The sequence below is a fragment of the Streptomyces sp. NPDC054872 genome (assembly GCF_053610705.1).
Map to the genome: position 1 here is coordinate 246,450 of NZ_JBSGYY010000003.1, position 21,589 is coordinate 268,038.

Sequence of the window (21,589 nt, forward strand, 5' to 3'; positions counted from 1 at the left end):
GTCTTCGATGCACCGCCCGCACCGTTCGAACCCCCCGCGCCCCGCGCTCCCTGCCCGGCTGGCCGCCTGCGCCGCCGCCCTCCTCCTGGCCGCGACCGCCTGCACCCCCGACGACGGCAAGGACACCCCGGCCACGGACCGGTCGGACGCCGTACGCGCGCCGGAGGCGGACGCCGTCTTCGACTACCAGCTCGGCGGCCCCTACCCGCCCGGCGACGCGGTGCGGGCGGTGTCCCGCGACCGCTCCGCCGAACCGGCCGAGGGCCTCTACAACGTGTGCTACGTCAACGCCTTCCAGTCCCAGCCGGGCAAGGCCGTCACCTGGTGGAAGAAGAACCACCCCGGCCTGCTCCTGAAGGACGACGAAGGCTCCCTGGTGGTCGACGAGGACTGGGAGGAGCCGCTCCTGGACATCTCCACGCCCGGCAAGCGCAGCGAGCTGATGGACATCGTCGGACCGTGGATCGACGGCTGCGCCGAGTCGGGACACGACGCGGTGGAGCCCGACAACCTCGACTCCTACGAGCGTTCGGACGATCTCCTCACGACCGAGGACGCCGCCGCTTTCGCCGAGTTGCTCGCCGAGCGTGCGCACAGCCGTGGCCTGGCCATCGCCCAGAAGAACACCACCGACCTCCTGCCCGAGCGCCGTCGTGTCGGTTTCGACTTCGCCGTGGTCGAGGAGTGCGCGGCGTACAAGGAGTGCGGCGACTTCGCCGACGCCTACGACGACAAGGTCTTCGCCGTCGAGTACACGCGCAAGGACTACCGCAACGCCTGTGACGCCTGGGGTTCCCGTCTCTCCATCACCCTGCGCGACCGCGACGTCAGCCCCGAGGGAGCGAAGGGATACGTCTTCGCACAGTGCTGAGGGCCGCTCCGGGGCCGGGCCCGCGTCAGGCGCCCGGCCTCTGCGTGAGCCGATCGAGCTGCTTGCCGACCACCACATCGAGGGGGAAGCCAGGGGTGCGCTGTGCACCCCGGTCGCCGAACTCCACGGTGAGGGCGCCCACCCGCACCCAGATGTGGTGGTCGGTCAGCACAGTGCCCTTGGGGCCGTCCATGCTCAGGTCGAAGGCGACGGCTTCGTCCCCGAGGTCGCCGGGCGCCTTCGACACGGAGATACGGGAGTTGAGCTTTCCCTCCGGGGTCTGCCCCACCAGGGTCTTGCACGTCTTGAGCCCCTCCGCGAGCCTCCGGAACTCCCTCGACGCACCGTCCCCGGCGTACGAGGCCAGCCAAGTCCGCCCGCCCCATTGGTTCTTCCGCCACCAGAAGTCCTGGATCACGGACGTGGACGCGTTGTGCGACACGAGCGCGTCGAACACGTCCTGGCAGCCCTCCCCCGGCACCAGGACCCGCGGATCGTACTTGGGCACGGGTCCCTGCACCGGCGCACTCTCGATGCCCCGCACATCCCCGTCCCGCAACAGGAGACCCTTCAACTGCCGGGCTGACAGCGATGACGACGGTGCTCCTGATGCCGGCAGCGAAGACTTCGAGGGCGCCGACGCGGACGGCGATTCCTTCGCCTCCAGGGCTTCGGCCGACCCTCGCGCCGAACATCCCGTGACGGCCACGACCACCCCGACGGCCACCACCGCACCCGCTGCCCCACGACCCCTTGCCCGCATCCCCGTTGCCCCCTTGATCTTCCGCGTTCGCGACGCGCAGACCTTACGGCACTGTGTGCGGGGGCACGCACACGGATCCCGACCTCCGGGAGCTCCGTGGAACTCGCTCAGAACCAGTGCAGGCAGTGCGGGGCCCGTTCCGTGCGGAAGAGTGCGTCCGCGAGGGTCGTGGCGTCCGGGTGGTGGGCCCGGATGTGTCCCGCGCGCACGAGCGTGCTCGGGGCGGTGCCGCCCAGGTAGAGCGAGCCCAGGTCACGTACGTCCAGGGACAGGTCGGGCCGGCGGTCCGTGGGGACACAGGCGGCCTTGCCGTCACGGACCGTCAGCAGATAGCGGCCGTGCTCTTCGAGGAACGGGTCCACGACGTCGAGGATCAGCTCACCGTCGGTGGACCAGCCACGCGCTGTCAGGGCGCGCGGGACATCGAGGAGACGCACCCACAGCCAGTCCGTGTGTTCGCCGATCGCGCCGGCCCGGAGGTCTGCCAGTTGCCAGCGCAGCGGGTGCTCGGGCGGGACGTGCCGGAACACGACCCGCGAGACCAGGTCGTGTCCGAGCACGCACCGGGCCAGGGCGGTGAAGACCGCGTCATCGGTGGCTATGGTCTCGTCGACCGTCAGGGTGTCGGGCTCGCTGATGGAGTAGCTGGCGTAGCCGTCCGCCGTGCCTTCGGCGTCCCAGTGGACGGCTACGTAGCGCGGCGCCGGCGAGACGGGCGACTGCCCCGCTCCCAGGGCCCACCAGCGGTGCGGCCGGGACAGCGCGCCGGGCTGGGCGCGGCGGTAGCGGTCGTAGACCTCTTCGAGGATCTCGCCGCACTCGGCACGCCGCAGCACCTCGACATACCCGCTGTCCGTGCCGGACGCCGGTGCGTCGGCCGTCGCGCCCGCCCGGGGGACCGCGAGGTCGGCCCGGTGGCGCGGCACCGTCAGCCGGGCGGTGAAGGTCGCCGGTCCGTAACCGAACCTGCCGTAGATCGGCGCCTCGGAAGCCAGCAGCACCGCGAGGAACTCGCCCCGGGCCCGTACGTCGGCGAGTTGGCGCCGCATCATCGCGCTGAGCACGCCACGCCGCCGGTGCGAGGGCAGGACGCCGACCGCGCTCACCCCGGCGACCGGAGCGGTGGTCCGACCGGGCAGGGTGAGGTCGAAGGAGTACGCGGCGGCGGTGCCCACCGGCCGCCCGTCCGCTGCCAGGGCCAGCAGTCCGCGGTCCGTTTCGAGCGCCGACCACCAGCGCCCGCCGCCCGCGACCGGGGTTTCCGGGAAGTGTCCGAATGCCGCGTGGACCGTGTCGACGAAGACGTCCAGGTCCTCATCGGTCGTGGGACGAATGTGCATCGCTGTCGCTTCCTTCTCGAAGTGCCGGGTGAGTACGGAGTACCAGGTGAGTACGGAGGAGTACCGGCACACCGGCATGGTGTCCGGCCGCGGGCCCAGCGGACTACTCGCCGTCCGCAACGGCCGAGGCCGCGTCCCGTCGCCGCGCACGGCCGACGGTCACCGCACCGCGGAAGCCCTCCGGCGAGATGGCCGACATCGCGTCGAGCGAGGGGGCGGGGACCGGCAGGAGATGGGCGTCGACCCAGGTGTCCCCCGTCGCCGCGTTGGCCCACGGATCCTCGATCACGACGGCGCCGGGTACGACGCCGTGGCAGAGCACCCAGTGCGGTACGTCGAACCCCTGCATCCGGGCGAGCGAGAGCAGGAGCAGTACGTGTTCGCGTCGGCCGACCGCCTCCCGGATCGAGCTCAGGGAGAGGCGGCTCGGGTCGATCGGGACACCGATGCGTTCCGCGTCCGCACGGGAGGCGCGCTGGAGCAGGGCACGCCATTCCTGGTCGCTCTCCGAAAGGTGGTCGAGCATGACCGGCCGGTCGGTGTCGAGGTGGACCGTGACCGGGGAAGCGGGCCAGGCTCGGCTCAGGGCGACGCCCAGTCCGACGGGCTCGCACGCGAGGAAGTTGGTGGCATCGCGCCACAGCGTCAACTCCGCGTTCCGGTCGAGCCCCTCCCGCGGCAGCCGCCCCGCGTGCGCCTGCGCGACCAAGGCGGTGACGGCGCCGCAGGTGAAGTGCGTGCTCTGCCCGTAGTACGGAGGCTCGGTCAGTACGCCGTCGCGCAGCCAGCGCACGTAACCGGCGGCCGGCCCTGCCGCCCCCTCCGACTGCGCGAGCGGAGGGTTCAAGGGGGCGAAGCCGGCGGCAGCGGCGTCCGCGGGACTCGCCGACCACCCTTCCCACTTGACCTGCGCGAGCTCTCGGCGACGGGCGTGGGCGACGACCGCCTCCACGACTGCCGGTACGTCGCCGACGGCATCCACGATCTTCAGATAGGCCGTGTCCGGACGGGCCGTCACGAGCGCGGCAGCGGTCCAGTCCCCGCCGTCGCCGTCGGGTACGGCCACGATGTGCGGGGCGTGGGCGGAGCGGTCGACCGCTCGCCAGCGCTCCGACACCTCGTGGTGGGCGAGCCGCGCCAGCTGGATCGGCGGGGTATCGCGCTCGTAGGGAACGACGGTGCTCCTCACGGGCTCTGCGGGCCGCGCGGGCGTTTCCTGATGGGGCGACATTCTGGTGCTCCTGCCGACGGAACAGAGGGGAAGAAGGGGAAGGAGGGACGGTTGTTCAACGGGACTTCCGGAGCACCCACACGAAGTACGGTGCGCCGACCAGGGCGATCATGAGGCCCGCCGGCACCTGGGCGGGCGCGACGAGCGTGCGGCCGAGCGCGTCCGCCACGCATACGAGCACCCCGCCCAGCAGCATCGCGACCGGGATCGCGCGGCCGTGCCGGGCGCCCACCAGGGAACGGGCGAGATGCGGGGCGACGAGCCCCACGAAGCCGACGACGCCGACGGCGATCACGCTGAGCGCCGCGAGCACCGCGGCGATCGCCAGGGCGGTGAAGCGGGTGCGTTCCACCCTGACACCGACGATGCGCGGGGTGTCCTCGTCGACGGCGAGCAGGTCGAGCCGGCCGCGCATGGCGAGCAGTACGGGAAGGGCGAGGACCAGCGCCACCGCGACCGGGACGACGTCGGGGAACGTGCGCCCGTAGGTCGTGCCCGAGAGCCAGGTGAAGATCCGGGGCGTGTTGTACGGGTCGGCGCGCAGCAGGAGGAAGGTGGTGACGGAGCTGAGGCCGTACCCCATGCCGATGCCGATCAGCACGAACCGGTCGGGCAGGAAACCGCCGCGCCAGGCCAGCAGGGCGATCACGGCGAAGGTGGCGAGGCCAGCCGCGACGGCGACCGCGATGAGCACCGGCCGGCCACCGGGCAGGCCGGACGTGACGACGCTCGCCGCACCGAGGCCGGCGCCCGCCGTGATGCCGAGCACCCCCGGCTCCGCCAGCGGGTTGCGTACCGTGCTCTGCACGACGCAGCCGGCGAGACCGAGCGCCGCGCCCGCGAGGATCGCGGCGGTCACCCGCGGGACCCGGTCGTCGAGCGCCTGGCCGATCAGGTCCGGTGCGGCGCCTTGGACCCAGAGGCCGATGTCTCCCGTCCGCAGCCAGAGGCTTCCGGCCAGGACCGCCACGAGGGCCGCCGCCGCCAGCAGTGCCACCGTCGCGGACACGACGAGGAGGTACGCGCGGCGGGAGCGTACGGCGACGCGCGTGCGCGGGGGTTGCCGGAGTTGACCGGTGTCACGCAGCCGCAGCGCGAGGATCACGATCACGACGGAGCCGAGCAGTGCGGTCGGTACTCCGGTGGGGATGGAGGCGGCCCCGTCCGCCCCCTGCACCGCACGCAGAACCGCGTCCGCGAGCAGGATGAGCAGCGCGCCGAGCAGACCGGCCGCCGGGATCAGGAGCAGGTGCCGGCGCAGCGCGCGGACCCGCCCCGCGATCAGGCGGGCCAGGACGGGGGCGCCGAGGCCGACGAAGGCCATCGGGCCGGCGAGGGTCACCGCGGTGCTGGTCAGCAGTACCGCGCAGACCACGGCGATCACGCGGGTGCTCCGGATGGGCACGCCGAGGGTGGATGCGGTGTCGTCCCCGAGATTCATCACGTCCAGCCGCCTGGACAGGGCCAGGGCCACGAACAGCACCACGCCGATGAGGGGGATGGCCCGTACCGACGCGTCGATGTTCACCTGCGCGAGTGAGCCGCTCCCCCAGGCGAAGAGGCCGGTCGTGTTCTGGTTGAACAGGATGAGGAGCATGCCGGTCGCGGCGTCCAGGGCCATCGCCGTCGCCGATCCGGCGAGGATGAGGCGGGTGCCCGAGGTGCCCGCGGCCCGGCCCGCGAGAAGCAGCACGAGCGCCGCCGCGACCAGGCCGCCGGCGAAGGCCACGGCGCCCGACGCCCACAGCGGGACGGCGAGGCCGAAAGCGGCGATGAGCGTGAGGGAGAAGTGGGCACCGGCCGTGACGGCGAGGGTGTCGGGCGAGGCGAGCGTGTTGTGCGTGACGGACTGGAGCAGCGTGCCGGCGCAGCCGAGGGCGAAGCCCACCGCCACGCCCGCGAGCAGGCGCGGCAGTCGCGAGCCGGTGAGGATCTCGCCGACCGGCGCGCCACCGGTGTTCTCGGGTTCCCCGGCGAGATGGCGCAGCAGGTCGCCGACGCCGACGCCCGATGTCCCCTGCGTCAGGTGCCACATACCCGCCAGGGCGGTCGCGACGAGGAGGAGTGCCAGGACAGCCGCCCCGGCGGGGCCGCCGCCGCGCTCGGCGCGCGGCAGCGGTCCCGCTTCAGATCCGGCTGTGCGTACGGTGCTCACTTCTTGTCGAGTACGTCGACGTAGGCGTCGATCGCCTGCTCGTTGGAACGCGGGCCACCGGCGCCCCACACCCGGGCCGGGAACGCGTGGGCGCGGCCTTCCTTGACGGCCGGGAGGGTCTTCCAGATCGGGTTCTTCCGCAGCGCCGCGACGTAGCCGCCGGCGCCTTCGTCGTTGGCGTAGAAGAGGTTGGCGTCGCCCACCGCGGTGAGGCCCTCGACGTCGGTCTGCGCGAGGCCGTAGGCGGGGTCGACGCCCCCGTCACCGTGCTTCTTGTTGACGTCGTTGGTCCACGCCGGCTTCAGGCCGAGTTCCTTGCCTATCTCGGTGAACAGGGCGCCGTCGCTGTAGGGGCGAACCGTGAGATTGCCTCCTTCGAGCCATCCGTCGAAGAACAGGAAGTCCTTCGTCGGCAGCTCGGCGTCGGTGACCTTCTTCTTCGCCGTCGCGAGGTGCTGGTCGAACTCCTCGAGCACCTGGTCGGCCCGCTCGGTGCGTCCCGTCGCCTCGCCGATCATGCTGAAGACTTCCCGCATGTTCCCGATCGGGTCCTTCGGGTCCGCTCCTCGCGTGGCCATCACGGGGACGCCTCGCTTCTCCAGCTTCTTGATCATCTCGTCCTTGGCGTCGAACGCCTCCACGACGACGAGGTCGGGCCCGGCCGCGTAGAGGGTGTCGAGGTCGGGCTCCTCACGGGTGCCGATGTCCGTCACGCCCTTGGGCAGCTTCTCCGCGCTGACCCAGGTGCGGTATCCCTTCGCGTCGGAGACGGCGGTGGGGGTGACGCACAGGGTCAGCGCGTCTTCGACCTGCTGCCATTCGAGGACCGCGATCCGCTTGGCGGGCTTGTCGAGCTTCACCTGGCGGCCGACGCCGTCCTTGAAGGAGACCGGCTTCGTCGAGGTGTTCGTGGTGTCCTCGGCACAGCTCTTCGACGCGGGAGACGCGTCGGCGCTGTCGCCGGCCGTGGTCTTGTCGACGTCGGTCGTGCCGCAGGCCGTTGCGGCGAGCAGGGCGAGCCCGGTGGTGGCTGATGCCGCCAGGCGACGGGCACGGTTCATGAGGGGTCCTCTTTCTCACATGATGCGGGTGCGACGCGGAGGCGTTGCGTCGGTTTCCTTGGCGGCACGTCGGAGCGGCGGATGTGGCGCTCCGGGAGGCGTGCCGGCGTGTTCAGGACAGGTGGCGCCCGAGTGGGTCGATGCGGAGGCGGCCTGTGCGAGGGTCGGTGCTCACCTCGACACGGATGTCGTAGACCTCGCCGATGTTCTCGGCGGTCAGGACGTCGGCGGGAGCGCCGGCCGCGTACACACGGCCGGAGCTCATGAGGACGAGTGTGTCCGCGACACGGGAGGCCTGGTCGAGGTCGTGCAGCACGATCCCGACCGCGATGCCGTGTTCCTCGACGAGATCCCGTACGAGGTCGAGCGTCTCGAACTGGTAACGCAGGTCCAGATGGTTGGTCGGCTCGTCGAGGAGCACGACGCCGGTGTCCTGGGCCAGGCAGGCTGCGAGCCAGACGCGTTGCATCTCCCCGCCGGAGAGTTCTCCGACCTGTCGGCCTGCCATCTCCCGTACTCCGGTGACCCCCATCGCGTGGTCGACGGCGGTCCGGTCCTCGGCGGTCGGTCCGGCGAAGCCACGCCGGTAGGGATACCGTCCGAACGCGACGACCTCCGCGACCGTGAGCCCTTGGGGAGCGGGCCGCGACTGGGAGAACAGCGTGACCTCGCGTGCGAACTGACGGGGGCTGAGCAGGGCCGCGTCACGCTCGGGCCGTCCGTCGGGGGCGCGCTGTGCTTCGGGCGCGCCGAGTGTCACCCGGCCGCCGTCCACCCGATGCAGTCGGGAGAGGGCGCGCAGGAGCGTGGACTTGCCGCTGCCGTTCGGCCCGACCAGGGCAGTCGCACGGCCGGGTTCCAGGGCGACCGAGACGCCGTGGACGACCGGCTTGCCGCTGTAGCGGAGCACCAGGTCGTGCCCGTGGAGGGCGGCCGCCCGAGCGGCGGGGCCGGTCACCGATTGTGCGGCAGGCCGGAATGGGCTCGTGAACATGAAGGGGTCCGGACGATCGGAGGGGCGAGGGCTGCGGCTCCCCTCCGTCCGGCTTCACCGGTCAGGCCGCGCACTCACCCGCGCACGGACAGCGCCGTGCGCGGCGAGCAACAACTAAGGGTTACCTAACTCCGAGAAGGTTATATTCCGCTTGCCGCGTCGACAATCAGGCGTTCTGGTCACGCGATACGGAATTCCGGACATCACCCGGTGCGCCGTCCGCCGCGTCGAAGAACGCGCCCGGCGTGGTGCCCATGACCCGCCGGAACGCGGCGATGAAGGAGCTGGGCTGCGCGTAGCCGAGCACCTCGGAGACCGTTGTCACGTCGAAGCCGTCGGCGAGGAGCATCAGCGCCCGGTGCACGCGCAGCATCTGGCGCCACTGCGCGAAGGAGAGACCCGTCGCCTGGCGGAAGGCGCGGGTGACGGTGCGGTCGCTGGTCCCGAGGTGTCGCGCCCACTCCTCCAGCGAGCGGCAGTCGGCGGGATCGTCCAGCAGGGCTTCGGCTATCGCGTCGATACGGGGGTCGCCCGGCAACCGCAGGGAGAACTGCCGCTCCGAGGGCTGGATCACGTCGAAGACGACCGACTCCGCGCGTGCCCTGGCCTCCGCGTCGAGATCCGTACGGGACAGATGGGTGAGCAGTGACTCCAGCAAGGGCGTCATCGCGATCGCCTTCGGTTCCTCGAACGCGAACGGCGTGCGGTCGAGGGCGAAGAAGGCGTCGGAGAACTCCGCACCCGCCGTGGCCCGGCCCGCGTGCACCACTCCGGCGGGCATCCACAGCCCATGTCCCTCGACCACGGTGAAGACGCGGTCCCCCACGCGGGACGTCAGCGTTCCCCCGCGCACCCAGACGAGCTCGTGCAGGGGATGCGAGTGCGGGGACCACTCGGTGGGAGCGCGGACCACGCGGAATCCGGCAAGGATGGCGCCCGCCGCCGCGTGTGCCGGCAGCGCCTCGGCCCGGCGCAGCACGGTGCCCGCCTCGCGCCGCCACATCCCGGGGGTCGCCTCACCACGGGACGCTCGAACCATGCGAAGGAGTCTATCCGTGCTGGTCCACGCCCCGGCTCCTGGGGGAAAACCCCAGGCCAGACGGAGGAAATCCGCGTTCCGGCGAGCCATGGCGGGGGCCTAACGTGAGGTCGTCCGGCCCCACCAGGTCTGCAGCTCAGGAGTAGCGATGACGGAGACTCAAGGCCGCACCGAGCGGGACAGGCCCACGCTCCGACCACGGGCCGGCGCCTCCACCACCTCCGGCACGCCGGAGCGCCCCGGGACGCCCACGGGCACGCGAGGGGCGCGCGCCCTCGTGCGAGCCGTGGGGCGCGCCCCGCTCACCCGGCGGGCGTGGGCCGAGGCGGCGTACTGCGCGATCGGGTTTCCGTTGGCTCTCGCGGGCGGCGTGCTCCTCGCGGTGGCGCTGGCCCTGGGCGCGGGCTTCACCGTGTCGGTGCTGTTCGCCGTGCTCGGGGCGCTCCTGTTCATCACGGGGCTGCGACTGGCCCGCGCGCTGGGCGGCGCGCATCGTCGCCTCGCGGCCCTGTTCCTCGGGGACCGCACGCCCGCGCCACCGCCACTGCGCCCGCAGGGGCGGTTGGTCAACCGGCTCGACGCCCGGCTGTCGGACGGGGTCGGCTGGCGGTCCGCTGCCTATGTCCTGGCGAAGCTGCCGGTCGGTTGTCTGGGGGCGTACGCCGTTTTGTGGTGGGTCGCGGGGCTGATCAACCTCACGGCGCCGCTGCGGTGGGCGCTCTTCGGGCAGCGTCCCGAGCCCGGTTCCCCCGAGGGCATGCCGGTGCTCACGCCGTTCCTCTTCGGCGGTCCGGACGCGGACACCTTCGGCGGCACGTTCCTCGCGGTCGCCGTCGGTGTGGGCATCCTGGTGTGCGCGCCCTGGGTGACCCGCCTGGTGACCGAGGCCGACCGATGGCTGATCGGCGCCCTGCTCGGGCCGGGCCAACTGGCCGATCGGGTACGTGACTTGGAGGAGACGCGGGCGCTCGCGGTGGACGACTCGGTGGCGCTGCTCCGCCGGGTCGAGCGCGATCTCCACGACGGGGCGCAGGTCCGCCTCGTCGCGGTGGCGATGAGCCTCGACATGATCAGGCAGCGGCTCGCCGAGAGCGAGGGCAACGGTGACGGCCGAGGCGGGCCGCTGGATGTCGCCCGTCTGCGTCAACTCGTCGACGGGGCCCACCACAACGCCACCGAGGCCCTCACCGAGCTGCGGGATCTGGCGCGCGGCATCCATCCCCCGGTCCTCGACGACGGGCTGCCGGACGCGCTCGCCACGCTCACCGCACGGAGCAGCATCCCCGTCGAGCTGGTGACGGAGATACCGGAGCGGCCGACCCCGGCCATCGAGACCATCGCGTACTTCTGCGCGGCCGAGCTGCTGGCGAACGTCATCAAGCACAGCGGGGCCCTGAAGGCCTCCATCACGGTGGCCCAGTTGGACGGCCGGCTTCTTCTGCAGGTCGGTGACGACGGGCGTGGTGGTGCGGAGACCGGGGAGGGAAGCGGCCTTGCGGGACTCTTGCAGCGTGTACGTACGGTCGATGGGCGGATGGATGTCAGGAGTCCCGAGGGCGGGCCGACGGCGGTCACCGTCGAGCTGCCGCTGCACGCGTGAGAGCATGCCGCCATGCGCGTCGTGATCGCCGAGGATGCCGCCGTACTGCGGGAGTTGCTGGGTCAGATGCTCCAGGAGCGCGGACATGAGATCTGCGCGTCCGTGAGCGACGCGGACATGCTGCGGGCCGCGGTCGCCGAGCACCGTCCGGACGTCGCGGTGACCGACATCCGGATGCCTCCGACGCACACGGACGAAGGGCTCCGCGCGGCCATCGACATCCGTCGCGATCAACCGGGCACCGGGGTGCTGCTCTTCTCCCAGTACGTGGAGACGAAGTACGCCACACGGCTGCTCGCGGCGGGATCGGCGGGCGTCGGATACCTCCTCAAGGACCGTGTCGCCAACGTCGCGGAGTTCACCGATGCCCTGCAGCGGGTGGCCGCCGGGGGTACGGCTCTGGATCCCGAGGTCGTCACGCAGCTGGCCGGCGCCGGGCGCCGCGCGGAGGAACTCGCGCCTCTCACCGACCGGGAGCGCGAGGTGCTCTCGCTGATGGCGGAGGGCCGGTCGAACGCGGCGATCGCGCAGAGTCTCGTCGTCTCGGCGGGGACCGTGGAGAAGCACGTGGCCGCCGTCTTCGACAAGCTCGGGCTGCCCGCGTCACATGACCACAACCGCCGAGTCCTTGCCGTTGTCCGCTACTTGCGCGGGTGATCGGGAGCGCGTCACCGGAACATATCGTTCCGAAGGACACGGACATATGCCAGAAGCACCCCCGCGTCGTGTGTTGCCAAATCCCTTACGGGCCACCCCCCCGCTGTGCGAAAGTCATTAGCGGTCCATCCCGCCCGTTTGGTCGCACCGCATCCTCAACGGAGCACCTCATGCCGTCCCATGTCTTCGCGGACCGCCCTTCCGCCCAGCCGCCCGAGCGCGGCTCGGTCGAAGCGCTGATCACGCAGACACGCCGGCTCCGCGGCCAGGTCGACGCCGTACGCCGTGATGCCGTGCCCGACCAGAGCGATCCGCAGGGGCGCTGGCAGCGCGCCCTGTGCGACCTGGCGGTCCATCAGCTCAACGACCTGGACGGCCACCTCGCACAGTTGCGCGACGGACCCGCGCAACCGGCCGTCGAGCCCGCCGCCGCTCCGGCCGTTCCCCCGCCGCTCGAACCCCAGCACGGCTCACTGCTCAGCCGGGTCGGCAGCGCGGAGTGGAACCTCCTGAACGACGAGGCCAGTTGGTCGGGCGAGCTGTACCAGATCCTCGGGCGGGACCCGGAAGCTCCCCCGCTCTCCCTCGACGAACTGCCCTCCCTGGTGCACGCCGACGACCAGCCGATGCTGACGGCCATGGTCACGGACTGCCTGATCGACGGAAAGCCGATCGACGGCGAGTTCCGTATCGTGCGCCCCGACGGCGGCGTCCGACAGGTGCACATGATGGGCGAGCCCGTGCTCGCCGCTGACGGCAGCACCGCCTCGATGTGGGCGGTCTTGCGGGACGTCAGCGAGCTGCGCCGCAGCCAGCGAGTGGTGCGCGAGACCCGTGACTCGTTGCAGCGCCAGCGGCACATCGCGCAGACAGAGCACCGGCTCGCGGTCGAACTGCAGGAGGCCGTGCTGCCGCCGTGGCGCGGCTCCCTGCGGTTCCCGCACGGCGGACCCGCCGCACTGGATCTCGCCGCGCACTACCTCCCCTCCGCCACGAGCTCACTGATCGGCGGCGACTGGTACGACGCGATGGAGCTGCCCGACGGCCAGTTCCTGCTCAGCGTCGGCGACCTCACGGGGCATGGCGTCACCGTCACCTCGGGCATGGCGATGCTGCTCGGCGCGGTGCGCGGCATGGCCGTCGCCGGGGTCCGTCCCGCCCAACTCATGGGCTGGCTCAACCAGTTACTGGACAGCACGGCGCAACCTGCCCTCGGCAGCGCCGTCTGCTGCCAGTACACCCCCGCCACCCGCACCCTCAGCTGGGCGCAGGCAGGACACCCCGCCCCGCTGCTGTACCGCGACGGGACGGGGCGCGCGCTGACGCCACCGGATGGAGTGATCCTCGGGGCGACCTCCGGAGCCACGTACGAGCAGGCCGAAGTGCAACTCGCGCCCGGAGACCTGCTGTTGCTGCACACCGACGGTCTGGTCCCCCGGCGCGCACGGGACGCGGCCACGAGCCGGCTGCTCGCCCTTGCGCCACGTTTCACGGACACGCGGGGTGCGCAGGACTGTGTGCGGACGGTCGTCGAAGAGTTCGGCGTGGCCCCACGTGAGGACGACGCCTGCCTGTTGGTCGCCCGGGTGGGTTCCTGATCCCCCGAGCTGTGCCGGGCCCTATGCGCGGACCCGGCTGCCACCTCCGGTCTTGGCCGCGGCCTTGGGCAGCGCCAGCTTGATCTCCTCGCGCAGGTCCTCGATCTTCGGGTAGCCCGAGTACTGAGCCGTCAGGCGGTACATCTCGCGCAGCCGGTCCCACGTACGCATCGAGGAGTTCGACCCCATCGACACCAGCGCCAACCGTGCGTACCGATCGGCCTGTTCGGGGTCGTCGGCGATGAAGCATGCCGACGCCAGCGAGATGTAGTCGAAGATCTGCGAGCGGTCTCGGCCCTTGGCCCGCAGGTCGATGGCCTCCCGCGCATGTCGCTGGGCGGTGTTGGCGGCGGACGCGTCGTGATCGGCGAGGGTGCGGAAGGCCAGGGCCTGCATGCCGTGCATGTCCGCCTCGTCGAACATCTGCATCCAGCTGGGCGGTGGGACGTCCCCCTTGTCGGAGACGAACAGATCCTCGGCGATGCCGAGTGTGCGGCGCATCGCCTGGCCCTTGCCCATCGATGCCTGTGCCCAGGCCTCGATGGTGTAGAGCATGGCCTGCGTGCGCGGCAGCATCTCCTCGCCCGAACCCGACTGGGCGAGCTTCATCAGGTCCATGGCGTCGTCGGGACGCCCCAGATGCACCATCTGGCGCGCGGCCCGGGACAGGGCCTCACCGGCGCGCGGCCGGTCGCCGCCCTCGCGGGCCGCGTGCGCGGCGATCACGAAGTACTTCTGTGCCGTGGGCTCCAGGCCGACGTCGTGCGACATCCAGCCCGCGAGGACGGCGAGATTGGCAGCGACGCCCCAGAGGCGGCGCTGGAGATGGTCGGGGTGTCGGTAGGCGAGCATGCCGCCCACTTCGTTGAGCTGCCCCACCACAGCCTTGCGCTGCAGCCCTCCGCCACGGGAGGCGTCCCAGGCCCGGAACACCTCGACGGAGGTCTCCAGTTCCTCGATCTCCTGCGACCCGATGGGGGCGGCCTCATAGCGGTCGAACCCAGCGGGGTCGGCGTGCAGGGGATGGTCGGATCGGGGGGCGTCGGCAGCAAGGGCCGGATCGGTGTGCAGCCAGTCGTGCATGGCGCCGGTCAGTGCGGAGCCGGCGGCGAGCGCGGCACCCGCGCCCACCAAGCCGCGTCGGTTGAGCATGAGGTCCATTCCCGTGAATTCGGTGAGGACCGCGGCTGTCCGTTCGGGCGCCCACGGCATGCCGTCGGGGTGCTGCACACTCCCGTCGCCACGCTGCTTCCCCACGCGCCCGTGCCGGACCAGACCAAGATCCTCAATGGTCACGACACGGCCGAGACGCTCGGTGAACAGAGCCGCCAGCACCCGGGGCACGGGATCGCGCGGGATTTCTCCCATGTCGATCCATCGCCGTACCCGCGAGGTGTCGGTGGCCAGCTGCGGATGCCCCATGGCCGCCGCCTGCCGGTTCACCAGTCTCGCGAGCTCCCCCTTGGACCAGCCTGCCAGGCCGAAAAGGTCCGACAGTCGGGTGTTGGGTTGTCCGTTCACGTCAAGCCCCCAGGTTCTCGGCTGAGTTGACAGTAACCCTCTGTCAGTTGCTGGGCGACTATTCGCCAGGGTTCGCCAGGGTGCGCCACATGGTGTGCCAGGGGACGCCGGGTGTCAGGTAGGAATGCGCCACCCCGACCCGGCCCACCGCGGGACATTCCCCAGGGTGCTCCCTGAGGGGCCGGGGACGGGAGGCGCCGCAATTCGCAGGCACACGAAGGGATCTGTATCGCCCATGTACACAGCATCGTCCTCCGTGTCCGCCCCGCCCCGGCCACTGCACAGCCGACAGCCCGGCAGCGGCCCGTACCTGGAGCCCGCGCGCCCCGCGACCGGGTCGCTCGGCGGCGGCCGGACGCGACGCGTGCCGGGGCCCGGCACGCAACCGCTCAGCGGGAGACTCGACTTGTCAGGCCCCCAGGGGGCGCAACTGCGCACCGCGATCGCCTCGGTGCACCGCATCTGTCCGGAGTTCAACCCGGTACAGGTGCTCCGCCGCAGCGGACGCACCGTACTGCTCGTGGGCACCACGGGGCGCAGCACCGCGATCGCCAAATGTTTACTGGACCACTCGCCCGCGTGGGCCGAGCGGATCCGGCACGAGATAGCGGCATACCGCTCGTTCGTCCGGCACCGTCCTCCGGTCCGGGCCCCGCGGCTCATCGCCGCGGACCCCGAGGACTGCACGCTGGTGATCGAGCGGATGCAGGGACGCGTCGCCGCCCTGTCCCGCCATCCCGTGGAGGCGCCGCCGCGCGCTGATGTGCGCCTCGCGCTCAACTCCATCCGCTACCTCAACCAGTGGCGTCCGCCGCAGGAACTGTTCGGCAGGCCCATGGACTACGGCAAGCGGATCAACCGCTTCCATGAGCTGGGGCTGCTGACCGACCGGGACATGGGCGACCTGCAGAAGCTTCTGCACGGCATCGCGCACTCGGCCGGACAGCACGGCACGTGGCAGTTCTGCCACGGTGACGCGCTCCTCTCGAACATCCTGCTGTCCCCGGCCGGCCCGGTGTTCGTGGACTGGGAGCACGCGGGCTGGTACCTGCCCGGCTATGACCTGGCGACGCTGTGGTCGGTGCTCGGTGACGCACCGGTCGCGCGGCGCGAGATCAGTCAGCTGGCGCAGGAGCAGGGTCCGGCGGCGCGTGACGCGTTCCTGGTCAACCTGATGCTGGTGCTGACACGGGAGATCCGTACGTACGAGATGGCCGTGCAGCGATCCATGCACGACGCTTCGCCTGCGGCCCCGGGACCGGCCCACCCCGGTGCCGCGACATCCGGTGAGGAGCAGCGGCTGCTGCTGCGGCGGTTGCACGACGACTGCCAGCTGGCACGCCGGGCCGTGCGCGCGGCCGTCGGCACTCGCTGACCGGGGGGAAGAAGGTCCGCAGTGCGCCTTGGACAGCGGCGCACTGCGGACTTTTCTATGCCCCCGGCGACTTCCGGGTGACTATGACGTGGTGAACTGCACCGCGTCTACGTCAAAGGAATTGTTCTGCGGTGACTTGAAGACCACGTACAGCTTGTGGGTGCCGGACAGGGCTTCGACCGGCACGTCCGGTGTGGCCTGGTAGGTGTCCCAGCCCCCGGTGTCGGGGACGGGCGTGGTGGCGAGCAGTTTGCCGTCGGGGGCGTCCGCGCGCAGCTCGATCGAGCCGACGCCGTACGGCGAGGACAGCTTGTAGCTGACCTTGCTGACGCCTTCCACGCTCATCGGGCTGTACGCGATCCAGTCGCCGTCACTGATGTCACCGATGCGCTTGCCGTTCTCGGCGCCCTCCTGGGAGACGATGCGGGTTCCTGACTGGTCGTCGTGGTACTCCGCCTGCTTGTGCTCGGGGTGCATGACGGAGCGGCCGTAGCCGGTGAGGGCGCTGACACCGTCGCCGCCCTTGTCGGTGTACTTGGCGTTCAGGACGTAGGTGAGGTCGGCGCCCTCGGGGTGGCCGCCCAGGTCACCGGTATCCACGGTGCCCTCGCAGCCGGGGATGTCGGTGGTGGGGTGCTCGTGGTCGTCGTGTCCGAGGGCCGGGTTGACGGTGACCTTGGAGCAGTCGATCGTGCCGTCCTCGGGGTCGGTGACCGTCACCTTGTAGGGGATCTTGTCGCCGAACTCGATGAGTTTGCCGTCGACCGGGGTCTCGACCTTCACCTTGGGTGCCGTGTTGCCCGCCGTGACGGGCACGTTGGCGTAGCCGGACTTGCCGGTGGAGTCGGTGACCTTCAGCTGGGCGTTGAAGTCTCCCTTGGTTTCGTACGTGTGGGAGGGGTTGGCGTCCGTCGAGTCGTAGGTGCCGTCGCCGTCGAAGTCCCAGGCGAAGGTGAGCGGATCACCGTCCGGGTCCTTGCTGCCCTCGCTGGAGAAGTCGACCTTCAGCGGGGTCGGGCCGTTGGTGGCGGAGGCCTTGGCCTGGGCGAGCGGGGTGCGCTTGCCCTGGGCGTAGTCGATGCGGTACAGCCCGGAGTCGTTGTTGCCGCCGCCGAACTCGCTGCCCCACTCCAGGACGTACAGCGAGCCGTCGGGGCCGAAGGTCATGTCCATCGGCTTGGCGAACTTCGCCGACTTCAGGAAGTCGTTGATCTTCAGGAGTTTGCCGTCCTTGTCGAAGCGGATCTCCTTGACCGAGTCGCGGGCCCACTCGTAGAAGAAGCTCGCGCCCTCGAAGTAGGCGGGGAACTTCGTCGTGGAGGGGTTCTCGGCGTCGTAGTGGTAGACGGGTCCGCTCATCGGCGCCGAACCGCCCGCGCCCATCTCCGGGAACTCCTTGGACTCGCCGTAGCCGTACCAGATCTCGGGCTGCTGGAGCGTCGGCAGGTCCTTCAGGCCGGTGTTGTTCGGCGAGGGGTTAGTGGGCTTGGCACAGTCGAACTTGGCGCCGACTTCCTGGGTGTCGGGGTTGTAGGGGGCGTACGCCTGGTTGTTGCCGTGGCAGAAGGGCCAGCCGAAGTTGCCCGCCTTCTTGATGACGTTGTACTCGACGAGACCTTCCGGGCCGCGGTTGGTCTCGGGGGCGCCGCGGTCGGGGCCGTAGTCGGAGGCGTGCACGTATCCCGTCTTGGGGTCGACGGTGAAGCGGAAGGGGTTGCGGAAGCCCATCGCGTAGATCTCGGGGCGCGTCTTGGCCTTGCCCTTGGCGAAGAGGTTGCCCTTGGGGATGGTGTAGCCGCCCTTGTCGGTGGGCTTGATGCGCAGGATCTTGCCGCGCAGGTCGTTGGTGTTGCCCGCGGTGCGTGCGGCGTCCAGCATCTGCTTGCCGGGGCGCCAGTCGAGCGGGGCGTAGCCCTGCCAGTTGGGGTCGAGGTTGGGCGGGACGTCGTCGCCGACGCCGAGGTAGAGCGTACGGTTCGGGCCGAACTCGACGGCGCCGCCGGTGTGGCCCGGCTCGGGGAAGGTGCGGTCGCGGTAGGCGGGGACGTCCAGAAGCATCTTCTCGCTGGCGAGGTCGATGGTGTTGTCCTTCTTGACCGTGAAACGGGAGAGGCGGTTGACGTCGTCCGTCGCCTTGGCGGGGGCGTAGTAGAGGTAGATCCAGCGGTTGGTGGCGAACTTGGGGTCGAGTTCCATGCCGACGAGGCCGTCCTCGCCGCCGGTGTAGACGTCGAGCTTGCCCGCCGTGGACGTGGAGTGGCTCTTCGGGTCGAAGATCTTCACCTCGCCGCTGCGCTGGACGTAGAAGACCTTGCCGTCCTTGGCGACGTCCAGTTCCATCGGGTCGGCGGTGTTGTCGTCCAGGGCGGTCTTCTCGTAGCCGGACCAGACCGTGCCGCCGCAGTCGCCGGGCTTGTTGCCCGCGGCCCATTCGATGCCGCCGAGCACGTGCTCGCGGAAGGCGGGCTCGCTGTACGACGCCTTGTCGTGGCCCATGGCGGTGGCCCAGACCTTGCCGCCCTCGGCGTTGCGGCACCAGGAGATGGGGTGGTCGGCGCCCATCTTGGAGCCGCCCGGGTCGTACGTGGTCTCGTCGGCGGTGACCAGGACGTGCACGTCACCGCGGGGATTCTTGTCGAAGTTGTACCACTCCTCCGGGCGCTCCCAGCGCTCGGGAAGTCCCTTGGTCGAGGGGTGCGCGCGGTCGGCGACCTTGGCGGTGCCCTTCAGGACGCCCGGTGAGTGGGCGGGCATGTGGGCACCGGCGTTGATGAGGTCGTCCCACCAGGGGAAGGAGTCCTCGACGCCCATGTCGAGGGTGTTGTGCAGGGCGACGACTCCCTTGCCGCTCTTGACGTACGCCTTCATGGCATCGCGCTGGGCTTCGGTGTCCCAGACCATGCCGGAGTTCTGCAGCATGATGATGACGTCGAAGTCCTTGAGCTTCGCGTCGTCGAAGACCGTCGCGTCGTCGGTCTGGACGACCTCGAAGTTGTTCGCCTCCGCCTGCTCCTTGACCATCTGGACGCCGGCCGGGATGGAGTCGTGGACGTAGCCGACGGCCTTGGTGAAGAGCAGGGCACGGAAGGCGGGCGCCTCGTCGGCGGCGCTGGAGGTGGCGGGCAGGAACCCGACCGCGAGCAGCAGCGCCGTCAGCAGGGCCAGCACCGCTCTTCGTACGCCTCTTGCGTCGCGCAGTCTCATGTCACGTTCATGACGGCCCATGGGCTGGTCCTCTCTGGTGGGGAAGGACGGACGGACGTGCGGGATTGCCGGATGTCCGGGAGGTGCCAGGGATCAGAGGGCGGCCACTGCCCGGCGCAGAAAGCCGAGCCCGTCGGTCGCGAGCGTGTCCTGGCTGGTCGCGAGCGGCCGCCAGACGGAGGCGGCGACGGCGATGGCGTCGTTGTGGGCCGTGAACGACTCGATGCAGAGCGGCCCTCGGTAGCCGGACTCGCCCAGTGCTCTCAGGAAGCCGGGCCAGTCGAGGTGGTCGGCACCGGGGGCGCCGCGGTCGTTGGCGCACACCTGGACATGGGCGATGCGCCCTGCCGCCGCGCGGACCGCCCCGGGCAGGGAGTGCTCCTCGATGTTCTGGTGGTAGGTGTCGAGGGCGACGCCGATCGACTCCCCGGGCAGGCCTTCGAGGCCCTCCAGAGTCTGGGCGACGGTGTTGAACAGGCTCGTCTCGTAGCGGTTGAGGGGTTCGACGGCGATACGGACGCCGGCGCGCGAGGCGTACTCGACGACCGGGGCGATGTGCTCGCGCCACTCCTCGTACGCCGACGCCCGCGCCGCCCGGTCCATCCGCCAGGTGCGGCCGACCGCCGCGTACACCGGGCCCGCCACCACGGGGGCGCCGATCGCGTGCGCCGCGTCGACACACCGGCGGAGGTAGTCCTGGGTGGAGCGCAGGGTGCCCTGGTCCGCGCGGACGAGGTTGCGCTCATCGGGCATGACGGCGACGACGGCCGCAGGTGTCAGGTCCGTGGCGTCGAGGAGCTTCGCCACCGCGGCGGGCTCCCAGTCCTCGGGGTGCTCCAGCGGCAGCTCCACGCAGTCGAAGCCCCAGCCCGCGAGGCGGGGCAGCGTCTCACCGAGCACCTCGATGGTGACCGGCGAGTGCCAGATCCACGGGTTGGCGCCCAACTGCCAGCCTGAGTACGTCACTTCTTGCCTCCCCAGCTCTCCGGGAAGCCCGGCAGTTCCTGGCAGCCGCACATCGCGTAGTGCAGCGGCGGCATGCCCTCCTGGAGGTACTCGTCGAGGTTGGCCTGCGTGACCGTGGGCTGCGGCAGCTTCCACTCCTCGGGGACCTGCTTGCCGTCCAGGATGCGCAGGGCGGCGATGACCGGCGTACGCCACTGGAAGGTCGGGTAGGTCGGGGCGATCGCGGTGAGCTTCTTGTCCTTCCACGCCTGGAGGAAGTCCTGCTGGTCCTCGCCGGTGATCGGCGGGACATCGACGCCCGCGTCCTCGAAGGCCTCGACGGCGGCGACCGCCGTGGCGCCGGAGTCCATCCAGACACCGTCGATGGAGCCGTGCCGGGAGATCGCGTCGGAGACGATCGACTTGGTCTTGGCGGGGTCTCCGTCGGTGAACTTGGCGTCCACAACGTCGAGTTCGCTCTTGTCGAAGGCGAGCTTCGCCGCGGACCAGCGAGTCTCCAGGACGTCCACGCCGGGCGAGATGCGCAGGGCGAGGATCTTGCCCTTGGGCTTGACCTTGTCGACGAGGAAGTCCGCGGCGACCGCGCCGTAGCCGTAGCCGCCGATGGGGTTGACGAAGGTGACGGCGCAGTCGGTCTCCACACCCCGGTCGAAGACGATCACGGGGAGCTTGCCGCAGGCCTCCTTCACCGCGGGGGTGAGGGTGGCGGTGGTGTTCGGCGAGACGATGAGCGCGTCGCAGTCCTTGTTGCCCGCGAGTTCCTGGATGTCGGAGATCTGCTTGTCGTCCTTGCCCTGGGCGTCCAGGACGGTGAAGTCGTCGATCTCCTCGTGCAGCTTCACCTCGGCCTTCATGTTCTTCAGGCCGACCTGGCGCCAGGGGTTGAAGACACCGGCGTTCGAGAAGCAGAGGTGGGTGCCGCCCGAGCCCTTCTTCTCGTACTGGGCGGTGTCGGTCATCTTCGGATCGAGCATCTGCTCCCAGGGCTTGCCCTCCGGGCCCTCGGGCGTCTCCTTTCCGAGCTCCAACTGGCGCTCGTACTCAGCCTGTTCGAAGAATTTGGAGGGCTTGTCGCCGCCTCCGTCGGATCCGGTGGACTGCGAGGCCGCGGCGGGCGAGTCGGGCGGTGTGTCGCTGGAGCAGGAGGCGAGCAGGGTGCCCGCGAGCAGAGCGGCGGCGGGCGCGAGCACGCGGCGGCGCCCGCGGTGCGGCTT

16 protein-coding genes are annotated in these 21,589 nt (G+C 70.7%); 5 read left to right on the forward strand and 11 right to left on the reverse strand.

Annotated elements, in window-relative coordinates:
• The first annotated feature begins 7 nt into the window (after positions 1-7).
• The gene (locus ACWGIH_RS05205) at positions 8-871 is read left to right on the forward strand and encodes an endo alpha-1,4 polygalactosaminidase (RefSeq protein ID WP_453449564.1); all 864 of its coding nucleotides are present in this window, start codon (positions 8-10) and stop codon (positions 869-871) included.
• A gap of 25 nt (positions 872-896) precedes the next feature.
• On the opposite strand, the gene ACWGIH_RS05210 is transcribed toward ACWGIH_RS05205, so the two are convergent.
• The 7 genes from ACWGIH_RS05210 to ACWGIH_RS05240 form a co-directional block, all read right to left on the reverse strand.
• The gene (locus tag ACWGIH_RS05210; RefSeq protein ID WP_453449563.1) at positions 897-1,379 is read right to left on the reverse strand and encodes a hypothetical protein; all 483 of its coding nucleotides are present in this window, start codon (positions 1,377-1,379) and stop codon (positions 897-899) included.
• 362 nt (positions 1,380-1,741) lie between these two features.
• On the reverse strand, positions 1,742-2,974 hold the full coding sequence (locus ACWGIH_RS05215; protein ID WP_453449562.1) for a GNAT family N-acetyltransferase: 1,233 nt from the start codon (positions 2,972-2,974) through the stop codon (positions 1,742-1,744).
• A 103-nt stretch (positions 2,975-3,077) separates the two neighbouring features.
• Positions 3,078-4,205 (reverse strand): peptidase C39 family protein, encoded by a 1,128-nt coding sequence (locus ACWGIH_RS05220; RefSeq protein WP_453449561.1) that lies wholly within the window; start codon positions 4,203-4,205, stop codon positions 3,078-3,080.
• 55 nt (positions 4,206-4,260) lie between these two features.
• The gene (locus ACWGIH_RS05225; protein ID WP_453449560.1) at positions 4,261-6,360 is read right to left on the reverse strand and encodes an iron ABC transporter permease; all 2,100 of its coding nucleotides are present in this window, start codon (positions 6,358-6,360) and stop codon (positions 4,261-4,263) included.
• Positions 6,357-7,421, reverse strand: coding sequence for an iron-siderophore ABC transporter substrate-binding protein (locus ACWGIH_RS05230; protein WP_453449558.1), 1,065 nt, complete (start codon positions 7,419-7,421; stop codon positions 6,357-6,359). The genes ACWGIH_RS05225 and ACWGIH_RS05230 overlap by 4 nt, the downstream gene beginning before the upstream one ends.
• Before the next feature lie 112 nt (positions 7,422-7,533).
• The gene (locus ACWGIH_RS05235) at positions 7,534-8,415 is read right to left on the reverse strand and encodes an ABC transporter ATP-binding protein (protein ID WP_453449557.1); all 882 of its coding nucleotides are present in this window, start codon (positions 8,413-8,415) and stop codon (positions 7,534-7,536) included.
• A gap of 166 nt (positions 8,416-8,581) precedes the next feature.
• Positions 8,582-9,454, reverse strand: coding sequence for a helix-turn-helix domain-containing protein (locus ACWGIH_RS05240; protein WP_453449556.1), 873 nt, complete (start codon positions 9,452-9,454; stop codon positions 8,582-8,584).
• 148 nt (positions 9,455-9,602) lie between these two features.
• On the opposite strand from ACWGIH_RS05240, the gene ACWGIH_RS05245 reads away from it, so the two are divergent.
• From ACWGIH_RS05245 to ACWGIH_RS05255, 3 genes are all read left to right on the forward strand, one after another.
• Positions 9,603-11,054, forward strand: a complete 1,452-nt coding sequence (locus ACWGIH_RS05245; RefSeq protein WP_453449555.1) for a sensor histidine kinase — start codon at positions 9,603-9,605, stop codon at positions 11,052-11,054.
• Positions 11,055-11,066: 12 nt separating this feature from the next.
• Positions 11,067-11,711: a response regulator gene (locus ACWGIH_RS05250; protein ID WP_453449554.1), complete on the forward strand. Its 645-nt coding sequence runs from the start codon at positions 11,067-11,069 to the stop codon at positions 11,709-11,711.
• A 170-nt stretch (positions 11,712-11,881) separates the two neighbouring features.
• A complete protein-coding gene (locus ACWGIH_RS05255; RefSeq protein ID WP_453449553.1) occupies positions 11,882-13,309 on the forward strand; it encodes a PP2C family protein-serine/threonine phosphatase in 1,428 nt (475 codons plus the stop codon).
• 21 nt (positions 13,310-13,330) lie between these two features.
• Here the strand turns inward: ACWGIH_RS05255 and ACWGIH_RS05260 are convergent, their stop codons facing one another.
• The gene (locus tag ACWGIH_RS05260; protein ID WP_453449552.1) at positions 13,331-14,830 is read right to left on the reverse strand and encodes a DNA-binding protein NsdB; all 1,500 of its coding nucleotides are present in this window, start codon (positions 14,828-14,830) and stop codon (positions 13,331-13,333) included.
• A 235-nt stretch (positions 14,831-15,065) separates the two neighbouring features.
• Between ACWGIH_RS05260 and ACWGIH_RS05265 the strand changes: the two genes are divergently transcribed.
• The gene (locus ACWGIH_RS05265) at positions 15,066-16,205 is read left to right on the forward strand and encodes an aminoglycoside phosphotransferase family protein (protein ID WP_453449551.1); all 1,140 of its coding nucleotides are present in this window, start codon (positions 15,066-15,068) and stop codon (positions 16,203-16,205) included.
• An 81-nt stretch (positions 16,206-16,286) separates the two neighbouring features.
• Here the strand turns inward: ACWGIH_RS05265 and ACWGIH_RS05270 are convergent, their stop codons facing one another.
• The 3 genes from ACWGIH_RS05270 to ACWGIH_RS05280 all read right to left on the reverse strand — a co-directional run bounded on the left by ACWGIH_RS05270 (position 16,287) and on the right by ACWGIH_RS05280 (position 21,565).
• Complete coding sequence (locus ACWGIH_RS05270; protein WP_453449550.1) at positions 16,287-19,409, reverse strand: ThuA domain-containing protein; 3,123 nt, start codon at positions 19,407-19,409, stop codon at positions 16,287-16,289.
• A 93-nt stretch (positions 19,410-19,502) separates the two neighbouring features.
• Positions 19,503-20,375 carry a sugar phosphate isomerase/epimerase family protein gene (locus tag ACWGIH_RS05275; protein ID WP_453449549.1) on the reverse strand — a complete coding sequence of 291 codons (873 nt, stop codon included), beginning with the start codon at positions 20,373-20,375 and terminating at the stop codon, positions 19,503-19,505.
• Positions 20,372-21,565, reverse strand: coding sequence for a substrate-binding domain-containing protein (locus tag ACWGIH_RS05280; protein WP_453449596.1), 1,194 nt, complete (start codon positions 21,563-21,565; stop codon positions 20,372-20,374). Before ACWGIH_RS05280 ends, ACWGIH_RS05275 begins: the two co-directional genes overlap by 4 nt.
• Between the last annotated feature and the right edge of the window lie 24 nt (positions 21,566-21,589).